Genomic DNA, 18,148 nt, shown 5'->3' on the forward strand with positions numbered 1-18,148 from the left:
GTGACCCCGCTGCACGCCGACGAGGTGGCGCGCATGCAGGCGGAGGCGCTCGACGCCGTCAAGGCGGCGCGCGACCTCGACGAACTCAAGCAGGTACGGCTCGCGCACGCCGGCGACCGCTCGCCGATCGCCCTGGCCAACCGCGAGATCGGCGCGCTTCCGCCCGCGGCCCGGGCAGAGGCGGGCAAACGCATCGGCGGCGCGCGCAAGGCCGTCGCGGACGCCTTCGCCGAGCGTCAGGCACAGCTGGAGGCCGAGCGCGACGAGCGGGTCCTCGTTGAGGAGACCGTCGACGTCACACTGCCCTGGGACCGTACGGCCCGCGGCGCCCGCCACCCGCTGACCACCCTGCAGGAGCGCATCGCGGACGCCTTCGTCGGCATGGGCTACGAGGTCGCCGAGGGGCCGGAGCTGGAAGGCGAGTGGTTCAACTTCGACGCGCTGAACATCTCGCCCGACCACCCGGCGCGCTCCGAGCACGACACCTTCTTCGTCGAGTCCGTCGACTCGGGCAAGGTGCTGCGCACCCAGACCTCCCCGGTGCAGGTCCGGGCGCTGCTGAGCCGTCCGCTGCCGGTCTACGTGATCTCGCCGGGCAAGGTGTTCCGCACCGACGAGCTCGACGCCACCCACACGCCGGTCTTCCACCAGGTCGAGGGACTGGCCGTCGACGAGGGCCTGACCATGGCCCACCTCAAGGGCACCCTGGACAGGTTCGCCGAGCTCATGTTCGGGGAGGGCATCACCACCAGGTTCAGGCCGAACTACTTCCCGTTCACCGAGCCCTCGGCGGAGATGGACCTGCGGTGCTTCGTGTGCCGGGGCGCCTCCGCGGTGCCGGGCAACCCGCACTGCCGTACGTGCAAGTCGGAGGGCTGGATCGAGTGGGGCGGCTGCGGGATGGTCAACCCGCGGGTGCTGATCGCCTGCGGCGTCGACCCGTCCCGCTACAGCGGGTTCGCCTTCGGTATGGGCATCGAGCGCACGCTGATGTTCCGCCACAACGTCGAGGACATGCGTGACATGGTCGAGGGAGACGTGCGTTTCACGCTTCCGTTCGGAATGGAGGTCTGATGAAGGTCCCGCTTTCATGGCTGCGGGAGTACGTCGATCTCCCCGCCGTGACCGCGCACGAGGTGGCCGACAGGCTCACCGCCGCCGGTCTCAAGCTGGAGGCCGTCACCTCCTACGGTCATGACGTCAAGAGCGTCGTGGTCGGCGAGGTGCTCGCCATCGAGGAGCTGCAGGGCTTCAAGAAGCCGATCCGGCACTGCCAGGTCGAGGTCGGTGAGGCCGCCCCGCGGGAGATCGTGTGCGGCGCGACCAACTTCGTCGTCGGCGACCGGGTGCCGGTCGTGCTGCCCGGCGGCGTGCTGCCCGGCGGTTTCGAGGTCGGCGCGCGCAAGACCTACGGACGCATGTCCGAGGGCATGATCTGCTCGGAGCGCGAGCTCGGGCTGAGCGACGAGCACAACGGCATCATGGTGCTGCCGGAGGGCACGCCCATCGGCGCGGACGTGGCCGAGCTCCTCGGCCTGCGCGACGACGTGATCGAGCTGGAGATCACCCCGGACATCGGCTACGCGCTGTCGATCCGCGGTGTGGCCAGGGAGGTGGCCACCGCCTTCGGGGTTGCCTTCCTCGACCCCGCCGACGTCTCCCCGCCCGCCGAGGCGGCCCCGTCCTACCCGGCCTCGATCGCCGACGCGAGCGCGTGCGACCGTTTCGTGCTGCGGGAGGTCCAGGGCTTCGACCCGGCGGCGCCGAGCCCGCTGTGGATGCGCACGCGCCTGTCGCGCGCGGGCATGCGGCCGGTCTCGCTGGCCGTCGACGTCACCAACTACGTGATGCTGGAGCTCGGCCAGCCCCTGCACGCCTTCGACGCGACCCGGCTTGACGGTGAGATCGTCGTGCGCCGCGCCGAGCCCGGCGAGAAGCTGGAGACCCTCGACCACGCCGTGCGCACGCTCGACCCCGGTGACATCCTCATCACCGACGCCTCGGGTGCCATCTCGATGGCGGGCACCATGGGCGGCCTGAACACCGAGATCTCCGACACCTCGACCGACATCGTGATCGAGGCCGCGCACTTCTCCGCCAGCGGCATCGCGCGGATGTCCCGCCGCCACAACCTGGTCAGCGAGGCGTCCAAGCGCTTCGAGCGGGGTGTGGACCGGGAGCTTCCGCTCTACGCCTCCTGGCGTGCGGTCAGCTTGCTGGCCGAACTGGGCGGCGGCGTGGTCCAGCCCGGGGTGACCCACGCGGCGATCGAGATCGAGCCCGTCCAGATCTCCATCCCGAGCGGCTACCCCGGCCGGGTCGCGGGCGTCGTCTACGACCGCGAGACGGTGGTCCGGAACCTGGAGCAGGTCGGCTGCACGGTCGTGGAAGGCTCGGTCGAGCCCGGGGACGAACTGGCAGCCAAGCTGGCCGTGGTCGGCGACGACATGCTGACCGTCACCCCGCCCTCGTGGCGGCCCGACCTGACCGACCCCAACGACCTCGCCGAGGAGGTCATCCGGCTTGAGGGCTACGACAGGCTGCCCTCGATCCTGCCGGGCGCTCCGGCGGGCGCGGGCCTGACCCCGGGACAGCGGCTGCGCCGCCGTACGGGAAGGGCGCTGGCGGCCTCCGGCTACGTCGAGATCCTGGCCTACCCGTTCTTCGGGGAGCGCGACCTCGACAACCTGCAGCTGCCCGCCGGTGACGCCCGTCGCCTGGCCGTACGGCTGGCCAACCCGCTCAGCGAGGACGAGCCGCTGCTGCGCACCACGCTGCTGCCCGGCCTGCTCAAGACGCTGGTCCGCAACGTGGGCAGGGGCTTCGGCGACGTGGCGTTGTTCGAGACGGGCCTGGTCTACCGGCCCGCCGAGGACGCGCCCGCGACCGCGCCGGTCCTCGGCGTGGACCGCAGGCCCGAGGCGGAGGAGCTCGCCTCGATCGAGGCGGCTCTGCCCGCCCAGCCGCTGCGGGCCGGGGTGGTGCTCGCGGGCGAGTTCGAGCGCTCCGGCTGGTGGGGCAAGGGCCGACAGGCAGGCTGGGCCGACGCCGTCGAGGCCGCCCGCGTGGTGGCCCGCGAGGCGGGGGTCGTCCTCGACGTCCGCGCCGACCGGCACGAGCCCTGGCACCCGGGCCGCTGCGCCGCGCTGTACGTCGGGGACGTCCTCGTCGGCCACGCCGGTGAGCTGCACCCGCGCGTCATCGAGGCCTACGGCCTGCCGTCGCGCACCAGCGCGATGGAGCTGGAGCTGACCCACCTCGAAGGGCTGATGCCGGGCCCGGTGCAGGTCTCCTCCATCTCCGCCTACCCGATCGCCACCCAGGACGTCGCGCTCGTCGTCGACGCCGCGACGCCGGTTGCCGAGGTCGAGGCGGCGCTGCGCGAGGGAGCGGGCGAACTGCTGGAGTCGATCCGGCTGTTCGACGTCTACACCGGCGCCCAGATCGGTGAGGGGAACAAGTCGCTGGCCTACTCCCTGTGGTTCAGGGCGGCCGACCGGACGCTCACCGTCGAGGAGACCACCGCGGCCCGCGACGCCGCGGTCGCCCTGGCGGGCGAGCGGACCGGAGCGCAGCTGCGCGGGGTCTGATCGGATTCGGTACGGCCCCGGCCACCACGGACGACCCGTGGCGGCCGGGGCCTTCGCCTGTGGGGGACGAATGAGACATCTGCTGGTGTTCGCCGAACGTACGGAGGCCGAGGAGGTCGCGGACCTGGTGGGAGAGGAGTTTCCCCAGGTGGAGGCGCCCTCGGTGGTGCGGGAGACCCTCGCGGGGGAGGACGACGCCGAGGACGCCCAGTGGCTCGTGGTCGTTGAGGACCCCGGCGGCGCGCTGCCCGCCGAGGCCGTGACCCGGCTTGAGGAACTCGCCGAGGAGCACGACGGCTGGCGCGAGCAGGACCTCTAGGCCTCGGTGACGGCCGTACGGCGGGCACGTTCCCGTACGGCGTGCTCGTCGGTACGGGCGTCGTAGCGCCCGAAGCCGGGCAGCAGCGCCGCCATCGCCGCGACCGCGCCGACGCACAGCAGCCCGCCGACGCCCATGGAGAAGCGGGTGCCGCCGAGCTGGGCCATCATGCCCGCTCGCGCGTTGCCCAGCATCGGGCCACTGGTGTAGGAGAGCAGTTCGATCCCGGCCAGACGGCCCCGAAGCTCGTCGGGGATGGTCTGGTTCCAGATGGTCGAGCGGAAGATGCCGCTGATCATGTCGGCCGCCCCGGCCAGCGCCAGGAAGGCGAACACGCCCCAGACGGTCGGCATGACGGACGCCGCCGCGACCGCGACCCCACAGACGGCCGCCGCGACGATGACACCCAGGCCGTGCCGGTGGACCCGGGCCGTCCAGCCGGAGGTGGCCGAGGCGACCAGCGATCCGACGGCGGTGGCGGAGAAGAGCAGGCCGATCGCCTGAGGGGAACCGAGCTCGTCGGCCAGGAAGGGGTACAGCGCGGCGCACGAGGCGAAGACCATCGCCGCGATGTCCACCAGATAGGTGCCCATCAGGTCGGGACGCCGCACGGCGTAGCGGACCCCCTCGACGAGCGCTGCGATCGAGGCGGGGGGAGCGTCCTTCGACTGCGCGGGCATCCTGACCATCCAGAGCAGGGCCATGGAGATCAGGAAGGTGGCCACGTCGACGCCGTAGGCCGCCGCGACGCCGAACACGGCGGCGATCAGGCCGCTGAGCGCGGGGCCGACGATGGCACCGAGGGTCCAGCGGAAGCCGGACAGCGCGGCGGCGGCGCCGACCTGGTCGTGCCGGACGACCCGGGGGAGCAGCGCCTCCAGGCTGGGCCGCTGCAGGCTGCCCAGTCCCGCGCTGAGCGCCCCGACCACGTACAGGACCCAGATCTGCGGCCTGGGCAGCAGGGCGTTGACCGTCAGGGCGACCGTCGTGAGGCAGAGCCCGGCCTCGGTGTAGAGAATGATCTTGCGCCGGTCGAGCGCGTCCGCGATCGCGCCGCCCCAGAGCCCGCACAGCACCATCGGCACGAACTCGGCCGCGCTGACCAGGCTGACCGCCACATAGGAGTCGGTGAGCTGCTTCATCTGCAGCGGCAGCGCGACCAGGGTGAGGAAGGTGCCGAACATCGTGATGGCCCCGGAGGCGAACAGCAGCCGGAAGTCACGTGAGTCGCGGAGCGGCCCAAGGTCCATTCCGACTCTGCGCAGCAGCCCCCCGAGGGAGCGATCAGATTTCTCCGGCACAAGGAGACAGTTTTTGGTATCGCTCCGCATCGGGGCAAACGGTTTTCCACCCCCCGGCGGCAGGTCAGGCGCCGAGGACCTCCCGGCGCAGGACCGTCTTGAGGATCTTGCCGCCGGGGTTGCGGGGCAACTCGCTCTCGCGGATCCAGAACCGGACGGGGACCTTGAAGGGGGCGATCCGCTCGCGGAGGAAGGTCCGCAGCTCCTCGTCCCCCACGGGGGAGGCGAGCCGTACGATCGCGCCGACCTCCTCGCCGAGCTCCTCGTGCGGGATGCCGATCACCGCGGCGTCCTCGACCGCCGGATGCTCGAAGAGCGCGGCCTCGACCTCGGCGCAGTAGACGTTCTCCCCGCCCCGGATGACCATGTCCTTGGCCCGGTCGACGATGTAGACGAAGCCCTCCTCGTCGACCCTGGCCAGGTCTCCGGTGCGCAGCCAGCCGTCCGCGAAGGCCTCCGCGGTCTCCTCCGGCCGGTTCCAGTAGCCGAGGATCACGTTGGGGCCGCGCAGGCGCAGTTCGCCGACCTCGCCGACCGGCAGCTCCTCACCGCCCTGGCCGGTGACGCGCACGTCGACCACCGGCACGGGAAGGCCGACGCTGTCAGGTCTGGCGAGATAGTCCGGGCCGCCGTTGCCGATGGCCAGCGCGGTCGTCTCGGTCATGCCGTACCCGTTGGTCGGGGAGCGGCTGGGCAGCAGTTCGGTGAGCCGTTCGAGCAGCCTCGGCGGGGCGGGGGCGCCGCCGTACCCGAGGGAGGTGAGGCTTGAGACGTCGGCCTCGGCCAGGCCGGGGTGGGACAACAGCTGCCAGATGTTGGTCGGCACGCCGCTGAGGTTGGTGACCCGCTCCCGTTCGATGAGTTCGAGCGCGCGTCCTGCGTCCCACCTGCGCATCAGCACCAGGCCGTCGCCGCCGAACATCGTGGTGGTCATCACCGCGAAGCAGCCGGTGGCGTGGAAGAGGGGGACGGTCAGGAGGGTGACGCGGCGCCTTCCCGCCTTGCGCGCGGGGTCCCTGCCCGCCCTGACCGCGCTGCGCGTCGTGCCGTAGGCCACCGTCAGCGGGGACTGGCCCAGGTTGCGATGGCTGCCGAGTGCGCCCTTCGGGCGGCCGGTCGTGCCGGAGGTGTACAGGATGGTCGCGGGATCCTGCGGGGAGAGGTCGACCGGCGGCGGCGTCACGTCCGGCTCGACGGCGCCCAGCACCTCGGCGAAGGAACGGGCGCCCGCGGGCACCTCGCCGCGCGCCACGATCAGCGGGCACCCGGCCCCGGCGAGCGCCGCGGCGCGCTCGCCGTCGGCGATCAGCACCCGCGCCCCCGAGTCGGACAGGCCGAACTCCAGCTCCTTGGCGCTCCACCACGCGTTGAGCGGTACGGCGACCGCCCCGGCGGCCAGCACCGCGGAGAAGGCGATCACCCATTCCGGGTAGTTGCGCATGGCGATGGCCACCCGGTCGCCCTTGGCCACGCCGTACTCCCCGGCCAGACGCCTGGCCAGCGTCGCGGCGCGCAGGTAGTGCTCCTCGTAGGTGACGCGCTCGTCCTCGTAGACGAGGAAGACCTTGGGGCCGTGGCGCCTGCTGGCCTCAAGCAGTGTCCGGAAGTGGACAGGGGCGTGTTTCCACGTTCTCACCGGGCCACAGGAACCCGGGACCTCCTCCATCTCGAAGAGCTGCCCCGGGGCGGTGAGCCGAGCCAGGACCTGGTCGTGAGGGACGGCCATGCGTTCGTACTCCCCGGAGATGAAGGGGCGGGAGACATCACGATACCGGGCGGGGCAGGGGCGGGCCCCGCATGATCACATGCATGTTTTGTGATGTTTTGTGGATGGAAGAGTAGATTGTCTGATGCTTGCATGACGTTCCCCCGGCGTGCATAATCTTTCTAGTAAGTTCATGAGTAATCGTGCATGAATATGCAGTGTTTGGGGGGCGGATGAAAGCGGCCATCGCGGGTGCCAGCGGTTACGCCGGAGGCGAGATCCTGCGCCTGCTGCTGTCACACCCGGAGATTGAGATCGGCGCGGTGACCGCCGGGTCGAACGCGGGCACCCTCCTGGGCGCCCACCAGCCCCACCTGGCCCCGCTCGCCGATCGCACACTCCTGGAGACGACCGCCGAGACCCTCGGCGGCCACGACCTGGTCTTCCTCGCGCTGCCACACGGCCAGTCGGCCGCGGTCGCCGAGCAACTCGGCCAGGACACGCTGGTCGTCGACTGCGGCGCCGACTTCCGTCTCACCGACCCCGCCGCCTGGGAGCACTTCTACGGCGGCGCCCACGCGGGCTCCTGGCCGTACGGCCTGCCCGAGCTGCCCGGACGGCGCGAGGAACTCCGCGCCACCCGCAGGATCGCCGTCCCCGGCTGCTACCCGACCGCCGTCACGCTGGCCATGTTCCCCGCCTTCGCCGCGGGTCTCGCCGAGCCCGACGTGGTCGTGGTCGCCGCGAGCGGCACGAGCGGGGCGGGCAAGTCCCTCAAGCCGAACCTGCTGGGCAGCGAGGTCATGGGTTCGGTCGGCGCCTACGGTGTGGGCGGCGTCCATCGGCACACCCCCGAGATGGAGCAGAACCTCTCCCCGCTGGCCGGAGCCCCGGTGAAGGTCTCCTTCACCCCGCTGCTCGCTCCCATGAGCCGCGGCATCCTCGCCACCTGCACGGCGCCCGCCAAACCCGGCGTCACCGCCGCCCTGCTCCGCGAGGCCTACCAGGCCGCGACGAAGGACGAGCCGTTCCTGCGGCTGCTGCCCGAGGGCCAGTGGCCCACGACCTCGATGACCCTCGGCGCCAACACCGCCGCCCTCCAGGTCACCCTGGACGAGCGCGCCGGCCGCGTCGTCGCCGTCGTCGCCATCGACAACCTCACCAAGGGCACCGCGGGGGGCGCGATCCAGAGCGCCAACCTCGCACTCGGCCTGTCAGAAGAACTCGGCCTTCCTCTCAACGGAGTCGCCCCATGAGCGTGACCGCCCCCCTCGGATTCAGGGCAGCCGGCATCGCCGCAGGCATCAAGTCCGGTGACGCCCGCGACCTGGCGCTGGTCGTCAACGACGGCCCGTCACGTGCCGCGGCCGGTGTCTTCACGAGCAACCGTGTCAAGGCCGCACCGGTCGTGTGGTCCCAGCAGGTGCTGGCCGGGGGCCGGGTCAGGGCCGTCGTGCTCAACTCGGGCGGCGCGAACGCCTGTACCGGCAGCGCGGGCTTCCAGGACACCCACGCGACCGCCGAGCGCGTCGCCGAGGAGCTCCAGGACTCCGCGGGTGAGATCGCGGTCTGCTCGACCGGCCTGATCGGCGAACGGCTGCCGATGGACGCCCTGCTCGGCGGGATCGGCACCGCGGTCTCCCAGGCCAGCAGGGACGGCGGCCTGGCCGCCGCCGACGCCATCCGCACCACGGACACCGTCTCCAAGATCTCCTTCCGCAAGGGCGAGGGCGGCTACATGGTCGGCGGCATGGCCAAGGGCGCGGGCATGCTCGCCCCCGGCCTGGCCACCATGCTCTGCGTGATCACCACCGACGCCGACGTGCCCGCCGAGCAGCTCCAGACCGCGCTGCGCGAGGCGACCAGGGTCACCTTCGACCGGCTCGACTCCGACGGCTGCATGTCGACCAACGACACCGTCCTGCTGCTGGCCAGCGGCGCCTCCGGTGTCAGCCCCGACCTCGCCGAATTCGGGCAGGTCGTCCGCGCCGTCTGCGCCGACCTGGCCCGTCAGCTCCTGGTCGACGCCGAGGGCGCGACCAAGGCGATCGCCATCGAGGTCATCGGCGCCGCCTCCGAGGAGGACGCCGTCGTCGTCGGCCGTGCCGTCTCCCGCTCCAACCTGCTCAAGTGCGCCATCTACGGCGAGGACCCCAACTGGGGCCGGGTGCTGTCCGCCGTCGGCACCACCGACGCCGTCTTCGAGGCCGACCGGCTCAACGTGGCCATCAACGGCGTGTGGATCTGCCGTGGCGGAGCCGCGGGGGACGACCGCTCCAAGGTGGACCTGCGCCCCCGCGACGTGACGATCACCGTCGACCTGTCGGCGGGCCCGCACGCCGCGACGATCCACACCACCGACCTCACCGTGGCCTACGTCCACGAGAACTCGGCCTACTCGTCATGAGCGTCCCCACAAGGACCCAGGCGGCCCTGGCCAAGGCGCACACGCTCATCGAGGCGTTGCCCTGGCTCGCCCGCTTCCAGGGCGCGACCGTCGTCATCAAGTACGGCGGTAACGCGATGACCGAGGAACACCTGAGGGAGAAGTTCGCCGACGACGTCGTCTTCCTGCGCTACGCCGGTCTCAAGCCGGTGATCGTGCACGGCGGCGGCCCCCAGATCAACGCCCAGCTCGACCGGCTCGGCATCGAGTCGACCTTCACCGCGGGCCTGCGGGTCACCACCCCCGAGGCCATGCAGGTCGTCAGGATGGTCCTGGTCGGCCAGGTCAACCGTGACGTCGTCGGCCTGATCAACCGGCACGGCCCGCTCGCGATCGGCATGTCCGGCGAGGACGCCCACCTGTTCACCGCGGTCCGCAAGCACGCCGTCGTCGACGGCGTCAAGGTCGACATCGGCCAGGTCGGCGACATCGTCGACGTCGAGGCCGGAGCGGTGCGGGCGCTGCTCGACGACGGGCGCATCCCCGTCGTCTCCTCGGTCGCGCGCAGCGAGGACGGCACCGTCTACAACGTCAACGCCGACACCGCGGCGGCCGCCCTGGCCGTGGCGCTCGGCGCCTCCAAGCTGATCGTCCTCACCGACGTCGAAGGCCTCTACCGCGACTGGCGCCCCGACGCGGCCGCCGGGGAGAACGAGGTCATCAGGCGCCTGAAGGCCACCGAACTCGCCGGGCTCCTGCCCGGCCTGTCCAGCGGCATGGTGCCCAAGATGGAGGCCTGCCTGAGCGCGGTCCGCGGCGGCGTGCCCCAGGCGCACGTGCTCGACGGCAGGGTGCCCCACTCGGTGCTGCTGGAGATCTTCACCGACGAGGGCGTCGGCACCATGGTCCTGCCGGACACGGCCGGGCGGCGGGCGAGCACCACCAACGAGCTGAACGGGAGTGACACGTGAGCAACCAGTCGGAAGCGCTCAGCAGGCGTTTCGAGGCCGCCTTCATGCCCAACTACGGCGTGCCCCCGGTGGTGCTGGCGCGCGGCGAGGGCTCACGGGTCTGGGACGTCGACGGCACCGAGTACCTCGACCTGATCGGCGGCATCGCGGTCAGCTCGCTCGGCCACGCGCACCCCGCGCTCGTCGAGGCCGTCACCCGGCAGGTCGCCACGCTCGCCCACACCAGCAACCTGTTCCTGAACGAGCCCGAGGTGCTGCTCGCCGAACGGCTGATCGGCCTGCTCGGCGCCCCCGCCCGGGTGTTCCTCACCAACTCGGGCACCGAGGCGAACGAGGCCGCCCTCAAACTCGCCATCAAGTACGGCAAGGCCAACGGCCGCCCCTACGTCGTGGCCACGGAGAACGGCTTCCACGGCCGTAGCCTGGGCGCTCTCTCGCTGACCGGCAAGCGCGCCATCCGCGACCAGTTCGGGCCCTTCCCGGCTGATGTCCGCTTCGTCCCCTACGGCGACGCCGACGCGCTGAAGAACGCCGTCACCGACGAGTGCGCCGCGGTCTTCCTCGAACCCACCCAGGGCGAGGCCGGAGTCGTCCCGCCGCCCGACGGCTACCTCAGGGCCGTCAGGGAGATCTGCGACACGACCGGCGCGCTGCTGGTCGCCGACGAGATCCAGTCGGCCATCGGCCGTACCGGACGCTGGTTCGCCCACCAGCACGAAGGCGTCCTGCCCGACGTGCTGACCCTGGCCAAGGGCCTCGGCGGAGGCATGCCGATCGGCGCCTGCGTCGGCCTCGGCGCCGCAGGAACGCTCTTCGCCAAGGGAGATCACGGCTCGACCTTCGGCGGCAACCCCGTCTCGGCCGCCGCGGCGCTGGCCGTACTGGAGACCATCGAGAGCCAGGACCTGCTCGAACACGTCAAGACCGTCGGGACACTGCTGTCCGAGGGAATCGCCGCGGTCGAGCATCCCCTGCTCAAGGGGGTCAGAGGCCGGGGCCTGTGGCTGGCCGTCGTCCTGACCGCCGAGCGCGCGGGCCGATTCCAGGAGGCCGCCCAGCGCGCCGGCTTCCTGGTCAACGCCGTCCAGCCGGACGCCGTACGGCTCGCACCCCCGCTCGTGATCACCGCGGAACAGGTCACCACCTTCGTGACCGCGCTTCCGGTACTTCTCGACGAGGCATCCAGTGACTGAGCAAGGCACCACCGTTTCAGGGACCAGGCACTTCCTGCGTGACGACGACCTCTCGCCCGCCGAGCAGGCGGAGGTGCTCGACCTGGCCACGGCCATGAAGAAGGACCGGTACGGCTACCGCCCCTTCGAGGGCCCGCAGACGGTCGCGGTGCTCTTCGACAAGCCGTCGACCCGCACCAGGATCTCCTTCGCCGTGGGCGTCGGGGAACTGGGCGGCCTGCCCCTCATCCTCGACGCCGGGTCCTCGCAGATGGGCCGGGGCGAGTCCATCGAGGACACCGCCCGGGTCCTGGAACGCCAGACGAGCGCCATCGTGTGGCGCACCTCGGGACAGGAGCGGGTCGAGGCCATGGCCGCGGCCTCCTCCGTGCCGGTGGTCAACGCGCTGACCGACGAGTTCCACCCCTGCCAGATCCTCGCCGACCTGCAGACCGTCAGGGAACACTTCGGCTCCACGGCCGGGCTCACCCTGACCTACCTCGGGGACGGCGCCAACAACATGGCCCACTCCTACCTGCTCGGCGGGGCGCTGGCGGGCATGCACGTGCGGATCGCCGCCCCGGCCGGGTACCGGCCCGACCCGGCGGTCCTGCGCAAGGCGGGCGAGATCGCCGTGGGCACCGGCGGCTCGGTCGCCGTGCTGCCGGACGCCGGGACGGCCGTGGCGGACGCCGACGTCGTCACGACCGACACCTGGGTCTCGATGGGCCAGGACGGCAAGGAGCAGCGGATCGCCGACCTGACGCCCTTCCAGGTCAACGCCGAGCTGATGGACCGGGCCGCCAGAGGCGCGATCGTTCTGCACTGCCTGCCCGCCTACCGGGGGCTTGAGATCTCCGCCGACGTCCTCGACGGCCCGCAGAGCCTGGTGTGGGACCAGGCGGAGAACCGCCTGCACGCCCAGAAGGCCCTGCTGCACTGGCTGGTCTCGCAGTCCGGGAAGGGAGGGCGGACACCGTGACGATTCCCATGACCAAGGTGGCCCGCCAGGCGCGAATCGCCGAGCTCCTGGCGCGGCAGCCGGTCCGCTCCCAGCCTGACCTGGCTAAGCTTCTGCTGGAGAGCGGGGTGGAGGTCACCCAGGCCACTCTCTCCCGCGACCTGGACGAACTCGGCGCGCTCAAGCTGCGGGCCGAGGACGGCTCCCTGGTCTACGCCCTGCCGGGCGAGGGCGGCGGAAGAATCCCGCCGGCCAGGCTCGGCGGCGGTGAGACTCCGGCCGCCCGGCTGAGCCGGATCGCCGAGGAACTCCTCGTCTCGGCGGACGCGTCCGCCAACCTGGTGATCGTGCGCACCCCGCCGGGTGCCGCGCAGTTCCTCGCCTCCGCCATCGACCACGCGGGCTGGAAGTCCATCCTCGGCACGGTGGCCGGAGACGACACGATCCTCGTCATCAGCCGCGACCCGATGGGTGGGGAAGCGGTCGCCGAGGCCCTGCTGAGGCACGCCGACCGACGTATGTAGCCCGCTTCGACGGGCCATCCCAGCTCAACCAGAAACACCTGCACAAGACTTTGGAGAGACTGATCATGACTGACCGGGTCGTACTCGCCTTCTCAGGCGGCCTCGACACCTCCGTTGCCATCCCGTTCCTCGCGGAGAAGACCGGAGCCGAGGTGATCGCCGTGGCCATCGACGTCGGCCAGGGCGGCGAGGACATGGAGATCATCCGCAAGCGGGCCATCGACTGCGGCGCCGCCGAGTCCGTCGTCGTCGACGCCCGAGAGGAGTTCGCCGCCGACTTCTGCGTGCCCGCCCTGCAGGCCAACGCGCTCTACATGGACCGCTACCCGCTGGTCTCCGCGCTGTCCCGGCCGCTGATCGTCAAGCACCTGGCCACCGCGGCCAAGCAGTTCGGCGGCACCCACGTCGCCCACGGCTGCACCGGCAAGGGCAACGACCAGGTCCGCTTCGAGGCCGGCCTGGCCGCGCTCTTCCCCGAGCTCAAGGTCATCGCCCCCGCCCGTGACTACGCGTGGACCAGGGACAAGGCGATCGCCTACGCCGAGGAGAAGAACCTCCCGATCGAGACCAGCAAGAAGAACCCCTACTCGATCGACCAGAACATCTGGGGCAGGGCCGTGGAGACCGGCTTCCTGGAGGACATCTGGAACGGCCCCATCGAGGACGTCTACTCCTACACCTCCGACCCGGCCCAGCCGCGTGAGGCCGACGAGGTCATCATCAGCTTCGTCAAGGGCGTCCCGGTCGCGCTCGACGGGCGTCACCTGACCCCGTTCCAGATCATCTCCGAGCTGAACCAGCGCGCGGGCGCCCAGGGCGTCGGCAGGCTCGACATGGTCGAGGACCGGCTCGTCGGCATCAAGTCCCGTGAGGTCTACGAGGCGCCGGGCGCCATCGCGCTGATCACCGCGCACATGGAGCTGGAGAACGTCACCGTCGAGCGCGACCTGGCCAGGTTCAAGAGGTCCGTCGACCAGCGCTGGGGCGAGCTCGTCTACGACGGTCTGTGGTTCTCCCCGCTGAAGAAGGCCCTGGACGTCTTCATCGCCGAGGCCCAGGAGCACGTCACCGGCGAGATCCGGATGGTCCTGCACGGCGGCCGGGCCACCGTCACCGGCAGGCGCTCCGAGGCCTCGCTGTACGACTTCAACCTCGCCACCTACGACACCGGCGACACCTTCGACCAGTCCCTGGCCAAGGGCTTCGTCGAGCTGTGGAGCCTTCCTTCCAAGATCGCGGCGGCGCGGGACGCTCGGCTGGCCTGATTGGGCTAAGGTCGCGGATTGAATGGGGAGGAGAACAACGGTGACTGATGGTGGTAAGCCGATGCGGCTGTGGGGCGGCCGGTTCGAGGGAGGGCCGGCCGACGCGCTGACCCGGCTCTCGGTGAGCGTGCACTTCGACTGGCGGCTCGTACCGTACGACCTGCTGGCCTCGCGCGCGCACGCCCGGGTGCTGCAGAGGGCGGGCCTGCTCACCGAGGACGAGCTGGGACGCATGATCGGCGCCCTGGACGACCTTGAGCGGGCCTGCCAGGCCGGAGAGTTCCGGCCGACCGTGGCGGATGAGGACGTCCACACCGCGCTCGAACGCGGTCTGCTGGAGCGCCTCGGCACACTCGGCGGAAAGCTCCGCGCGGGCCGCAGCCGCAACGACCAGATCGCCACCGATCTTCGCCTCTACCTCCGCGACCACGTCAGGCACATCGTGTCCCGGCTGGTCGAGCTGGAGACCGCGCTGATGAGCCAGGCCGAGCAGCACGCCGAGACGGCCGCTCCCGGCATGACCCACCTGCAGCACGCGCAGCCGGTCTCCTTCGGCCACCAGCTCCTGGCCCACGTCCACGCCTTCACCCGCGACATCGAACGGCTGCGCGACTGGGACAGGCGGGCGGCCGTCTCCCCGCTCGGCTCGGGCGCGCTGGCGGGCTCCTCCCTGCCGCTCGACCCGCAGGCGGTGGCCAGGGAGCTGGGCTTCGACTCGGCCGCGCCCAACTCGATGGACGCCGTGGCCGACCGGGACTTCGCGGCGGAGTTCCTGTTCGACGCGGCGATGATCGGCGTGCACCTGTCACGGCTCGGCGAGGAGATCGTCCTGTGGGCCTCGCAGGAGTTCCGCTGGATCGAGATGGACGACGCCTACTCCACCGGCTCGTCGATCATGCCGCAGAAGAAGAACCCCGACGTCGCCGAGCTCGCCAGGGGCAAGAGCGGCCGTCTCGTCGGCAACCTCATGTCGCTGCTGACGACGCTCAAGGGTCTGCCGCTGACCTACAACCGTGACCTGCAGGAGGACAAGGAGCCGGTCTTCGACTCCGTCGACACCCTGCTGCTGGTCCTGCCCGCGATGGCCGGCCTGGTCTCCACCATGCGGGTCAACACCGCCAAGCTGGAGTCCTCGGCCCCCGACGGGTTCGCCCTGGCCACGGACCTGGCCGAGCTGCTGGTGCGCAGGGGCGTCCCCTTCAGGGAGGCGCACGAGGCGGTCGGCCACCTGGTCGTCTGGTGCCAGGTCAACGACAAGGACTTCGACCAGCTCACCGACGAGGAACTGCTCAAGGTCTCCGAGCACTTCACCCCCGACTCCCGGGAGGTGCTCTCAGTGCCGGGCGCGCTCGCGGCCCGCAAGGCCCACGGCGGCACGGCCCCCGACAGGGTGCGCGACCAGCTCCTCGACCTGCGGGAGACCGTCGACGGCCAGGCGGCGTGGGCGAGCGGCAACTGACACCCGGCGAGCGTCCGCTCGCCGGGGACATCCCGCTGACCCGCGACTTCTTCGACAGGCCGGGACCCGAGGTCGCCCCCGACCTTCTGGGCCGTGTGATCACATACGGCCCGGTCGCGGTCCGTCTCACCGAGGTCGAGGCGTACGGCGTGCCGGGTCAGGACCCCGCCTCCCACACCTTCCGCGGCAGGACGACGCGCAACGCGGTGATGTTCGGGCCTCCGGGGCATCTGTACGTCTACTTCACCTACGGCATGCACTTCTGCGCCAACCTGGTCTGCCTGCCTGAGGGAGTCGGCTCGGGTGTGCTGATGCGTGCCGGTGAGGTGGTCGCCGGGATCGAGACCGCGGCGGCTCGAAGATCGGCGGGTGCGAGCCGTACGGTCTCCGGGCGCGACCTCGCCCGCGGGCCCGCGCGCCTGGCGGTCGCGCTCGGGTTCACCCGGGAGCACAACGGGCTCGACGCCTGCCCGCCGGGACCGATCACGGTCCTTGAGGGGAAGCCCGCCGATCCCGGCCTGATCCGTTCGGGACCGCGTACCGGTGTCTCGACGGGACGGGAGACCCCCTGGCGTTTCTGGATCGACGGCGACCGCACGGTTTCCCCGTACCGGCCGCACGTTCCGCGGCGTAGGTAGGGATTCACCCTGGTCTGACCGGGAACGTGCGTCTATCAAGTGGCGAAGTGGTGCGGAGATCGGGCAGGCTGTAGGCGAAGCCGTACTGACCGTTCGAGCATTGGAAAGCAAAGATCGTGACCGAGATTCTGGATGACCTCGCCTGGCGCGGCCTGATCGCGCAGTCCACCGACATCGACGCCCTGCGGGCTGCGATGGCCGAGGGTCCGATCACGGTCTATTGCGGCTTCGACCCGACCGCGCCCTCCCTGCACGTCGGCAACCTGGTCCCGCTGCTGACCCTCACCCGCCTGCAGCGGGCCGGGCACCGGATCATCGGTCTGGTCGGCGGCGCGACGGGTCTCATCGGAGATCCGAGCGGCCGCAGCACCGAGCGCTCGCTCAACTCCTCTGAGATCGTCGCCGAGTGGGTCGCGCGAATCCGGGTCCAGCTGGAGAAGTTTCTCGACTTCTCCGAGGAGGGCGGCGGCACCCTGGTCAGCAACCTCGACTGGACCGAGGGCATGTCCGCGATCGACTTCCTGCGCGACGTCGGCAAGCACTTCCCGATCAACCGCATGCTGGCCCGCGAGTCGGTCTCGGCGCGTCTGGGCGGCGACGGGCTCAGCTACACCGAGTTCAGCTACCAGATCCTGCAGGCCAACGACTACCTGGAGCTGAACAGGCGCCACGGCTGCACGCTGCAGATCGGCGGCAGCGACCAGTGGGGCAACATCACCGCGGGAACCGACCTGATCCGCAGGGTGACCGGCGGCCACGTGCACGCGCTGACCGTGCCGCTGATCACGAAGGCCGACGGGACCAAGTTCGGCAAGACGGCCGGCGGCGCGGTGTGGCTCAACCCGGAGATGACCTCGCCGTACGCCTTCTACCAGTTCTGGCTGAACGCCGACGACCGCGACGTCGTGAAGTTCCTCAAGATCTACAGCTTCAAGTCCCGCGAGGAGATCGAGGAGCTGGAGAAGGCGGCGGTGGAACGGCCCGCGGCCCGGGAGGCCCAGCGCGCGCTCGCCACCGAGTTCACCACGCTGGTGCACGGTGCGGACGAGTGCGCCACCGTGATCGCGGCCTCGGCCGCCCTGTTCGGACAGGGTTCGCTGGAGGAACTGCCCGCGCGGACGCTGGGGGAGGCACTGGCGGAGGTGCCGCGCGCCGAGATCTCCGAGCTGGGAGCCTCCTATGTCGACCTGCTGGCCCAGAGCGGGCTGGTGGAGTCGAAGTCCGCCGCGCGCAGGGCGGTCAAGGAGGGCGGCGCCTACCTCAACAACGTGAAGATCACCGATGAGGCGTACGTGCCCTCGGCCGAGGACCTGCTGCATGGGCGGTTCCTGGTGCTGCGGCGTGGCAAGCGCTCCATCGGAGGCGTCGAACTGCTCGGCGCCTGACCTCTTCCTCCGCTGTACGGCCAAGGCCCCGGTGACGAAACCGGGGCCTTGGCCGTTTAGAACGGTAACGTTTGGGTAGCGAAGGTCACGGGTTCCCATACGGATCTACGGTGACCTGCGGTTTCTCAGGATGGGCCTGATTTGACGGGCCTTGAGGGTCCGCCTAAAGTTCTCAATGCCCCGGGAGCGAGCCGGACGCCTCAAAGCGCGGACGGGCCCCAGGGGTGAACCCCTCTCAACGAACTTCGGTGTTCGGGCTTTGCGCTGACCTCTGGAAAACAGGGACTTTGACACGGTCTGAATGTCACGGTAAGTTTGGAGGGTTGCTCCGGAGACGGGGTGAGTGAGATCCTAGCGGGTCTGGCAGGTTGGTGTCGAGTGGCTGCGAAGGCGGCGGGTTGACACGGATCGGCCGGAAATGATAGGATGGGAACACGGAAGTTTGTGCCCCTGAAGTGGTCGCACCGGATGG

Annotated in this window: 15 protein-coding genes; 13 read left to right on the forward strand and 2 right to left on the reverse strand. The window is 70.8% G+C overall.

Annotated elements, in window-relative coordinates; genetic code table 11:
* Window positions 1-33 precede the first annotated feature (33 nt).
* The 3 genes from pheS (at window position 34) to ACFOYY_RS31940 (ending at window position 3,909) form a co-directional block, all read left to right on the forward strand.
* Window positions 34-1,074, forward strand: a complete 1,041-nt coding sequence (gene pheS, locus ACFOYY_RS31930) for a phenylalanine--tRNA ligase subunit alpha (protein WP_352011735.1) — start codon at window positions 34-36, stop codon at window positions 1,072-1,074.
* Entirely contained in the window at window positions 1,074-3,590 is a 2,517-nt protein-coding gene (gene pheT / locus ACFOYY_RS31935) for a phenylalanine--tRNA ligase subunit beta (RefSeq protein ID WP_362775879.1), read from the forward strand. The genes pheS and pheT overlap by 1 nt, the downstream gene beginning before the upstream one ends.
* A 70-nt stretch (window positions 3,591-3,660) precedes the next feature.
* On the forward strand, window positions 3,661-3,909 hold the full coding sequence (locus ACFOYY_RS31940) for a hypothetical protein (RefSeq protein WP_352011709.1): 249 nt from the start codon (window positions 3,661-3,663) through the stop codon (window positions 3,907-3,909).
* Here ACFOYY_RS31940 and ACFOYY_RS31945 read toward each other — a convergent pair.
* Together ACFOYY_RS31945 and ACFOYY_RS31950 are read right to left on the reverse strand one after the other, a co-directional pair.
* Window positions 3,906-5,159, reverse strand: coding sequence for an MFS transporter (locus ACFOYY_RS31945; protein WP_352011710.1), 1,254 nt, complete (start codon window positions 5,157-5,159; stop codon window positions 3,906-3,908). The two genes, ACFOYY_RS31940 and ACFOYY_RS31945, sit on opposite strands and share 4 nt — an antisense overlap.
* Before the next feature lie 115 nt (window positions 5,160-5,274).
* Window positions 5,275-6,936, reverse strand: coding sequence for a class I adenylate-forming enzyme family protein (locus tag ACFOYY_RS31950; protein WP_386194760.1), 1,662 nt, complete (start codon window positions 6,934-6,936; stop codon window positions 5,275-5,277).
* Window positions 6,937-7,148: 212 nt separating this feature from the next.
* Between ACFOYY_RS31950 and argC the strand changes: the two genes are divergently transcribed.
* From argC to tyrS, 10 genes are all read left to right on the forward strand, one after another.
* Complete coding sequence (gene argC / locus ACFOYY_RS31955) at window positions 7,149-8,171, forward strand: N-acetyl-gamma-glutamyl-phosphate reductase (protein WP_352011712.1); 1,023 nt, start codon at window positions 7,149-7,151, stop codon at window positions 8,169-8,171.
* Window positions 8,168-9,322: a bifunctional glutamate N-acetyltransferase/amino-acid acetyltransferase ArgJ gene (gene argJ / locus ACFOYY_RS31960; protein ID WP_352011713.1), complete on the forward strand. Its 1,155-nt coding sequence runs from the start codon at window positions 8,168-8,170 to the stop codon at window positions 9,320-9,322. Before argC ends, argJ begins: the two co-directional genes overlap by 4 nt.
* Window positions 9,319-10,272: an acetylglutamate kinase gene (gene argB, locus ACFOYY_RS31965; protein ID WP_352011714.1), complete on the forward strand. Its 954-nt coding sequence runs from the start codon at window positions 9,319-9,321 to the stop codon at window positions 10,270-10,272. Before argJ ends, argB begins: the two co-directional genes overlap by 4 nt.
* Before the next feature lie 44 nt (window positions 10,273-10,316).
* Window positions 10,317-11,465, forward strand: coding sequence for an acetylornithine transaminase (locus tag ACFOYY_RS31970; RefSeq protein ID WP_386194768.1), 1,149 nt, complete (start codon window positions 10,317-10,319; stop codon window positions 11,463-11,465).
* Window positions 11,458-12,426: an ornithine carbamoyltransferase gene (gene argF / locus ACFOYY_RS31975; protein ID WP_352011715.1), complete on the forward strand. Its 969-nt coding sequence runs from the start codon at window positions 11,458-11,460 to the stop codon at window positions 12,424-12,426. The genes ACFOYY_RS31970 and argF overlap by 8 nt, the downstream gene beginning before the upstream one ends.
* An 8-nt stretch (window positions 12,427-12,434) precedes the next feature.
* On the forward strand, window positions 12,435-12,929 hold the full coding sequence (locus ACFOYY_RS31980; RefSeq protein ID WP_184716701.1) for an arginine repressor: 495 nt from the start codon (window positions 12,435-12,437) through the stop codon (window positions 12,927-12,929).
* Between the two features lie 65 nt (window positions 12,930-12,994).
* Entirely contained in the window at window positions 12,995-14,194 is a 1,200-nt protein-coding gene (locus tag ACFOYY_RS31985) for an argininosuccinate synthase (RefSeq protein WP_352011716.1), read from the forward strand.
* A gap of 40 nt (window positions 14,195-14,234) precedes the next feature.
* Window positions 14,235-15,653: an argininosuccinate lyase gene (argH, locus tag ACFOYY_RS31990; RefSeq protein ID WP_352011717.1), complete on the forward strand. Its 1,419-nt coding sequence runs from the start codon at window positions 14,235-14,237 to the stop codon at window positions 15,651-15,653.
* Window positions 15,635-16,291: a DNA-3-methyladenine glycosylase gene (locus ACFOYY_RS31995; protein ID WP_352011718.1), complete on the forward strand. Its 657-nt coding sequence runs from the start codon at window positions 15,635-15,637 to the stop codon at window positions 16,289-16,291. Before argH ends, ACFOYY_RS31995 begins: the two co-directional genes overlap by 19 nt.
* Before the next feature lie 116 nt (window positions 16,292-16,407).
* Window positions 16,408-17,676, forward strand: coding sequence for a tyrosine--tRNA ligase (gene tyrS, locus ACFOYY_RS32000; protein ID WP_386194763.1), 1,269 nt, complete (start codon window positions 16,408-16,410; stop codon window positions 17,674-17,676).
* Window positions 17,677-18,148 lie beyond the last annotated feature (472 nt).

The sequence above is a fragment of the Streptosporangium jomthongense genome (assembly GCF_042650425.1).
GTDB lineage: Bacteria > Actinomycetota > Actinomycetes > Streptosporangiales > Streptosporangiaceae > Streptosporangium.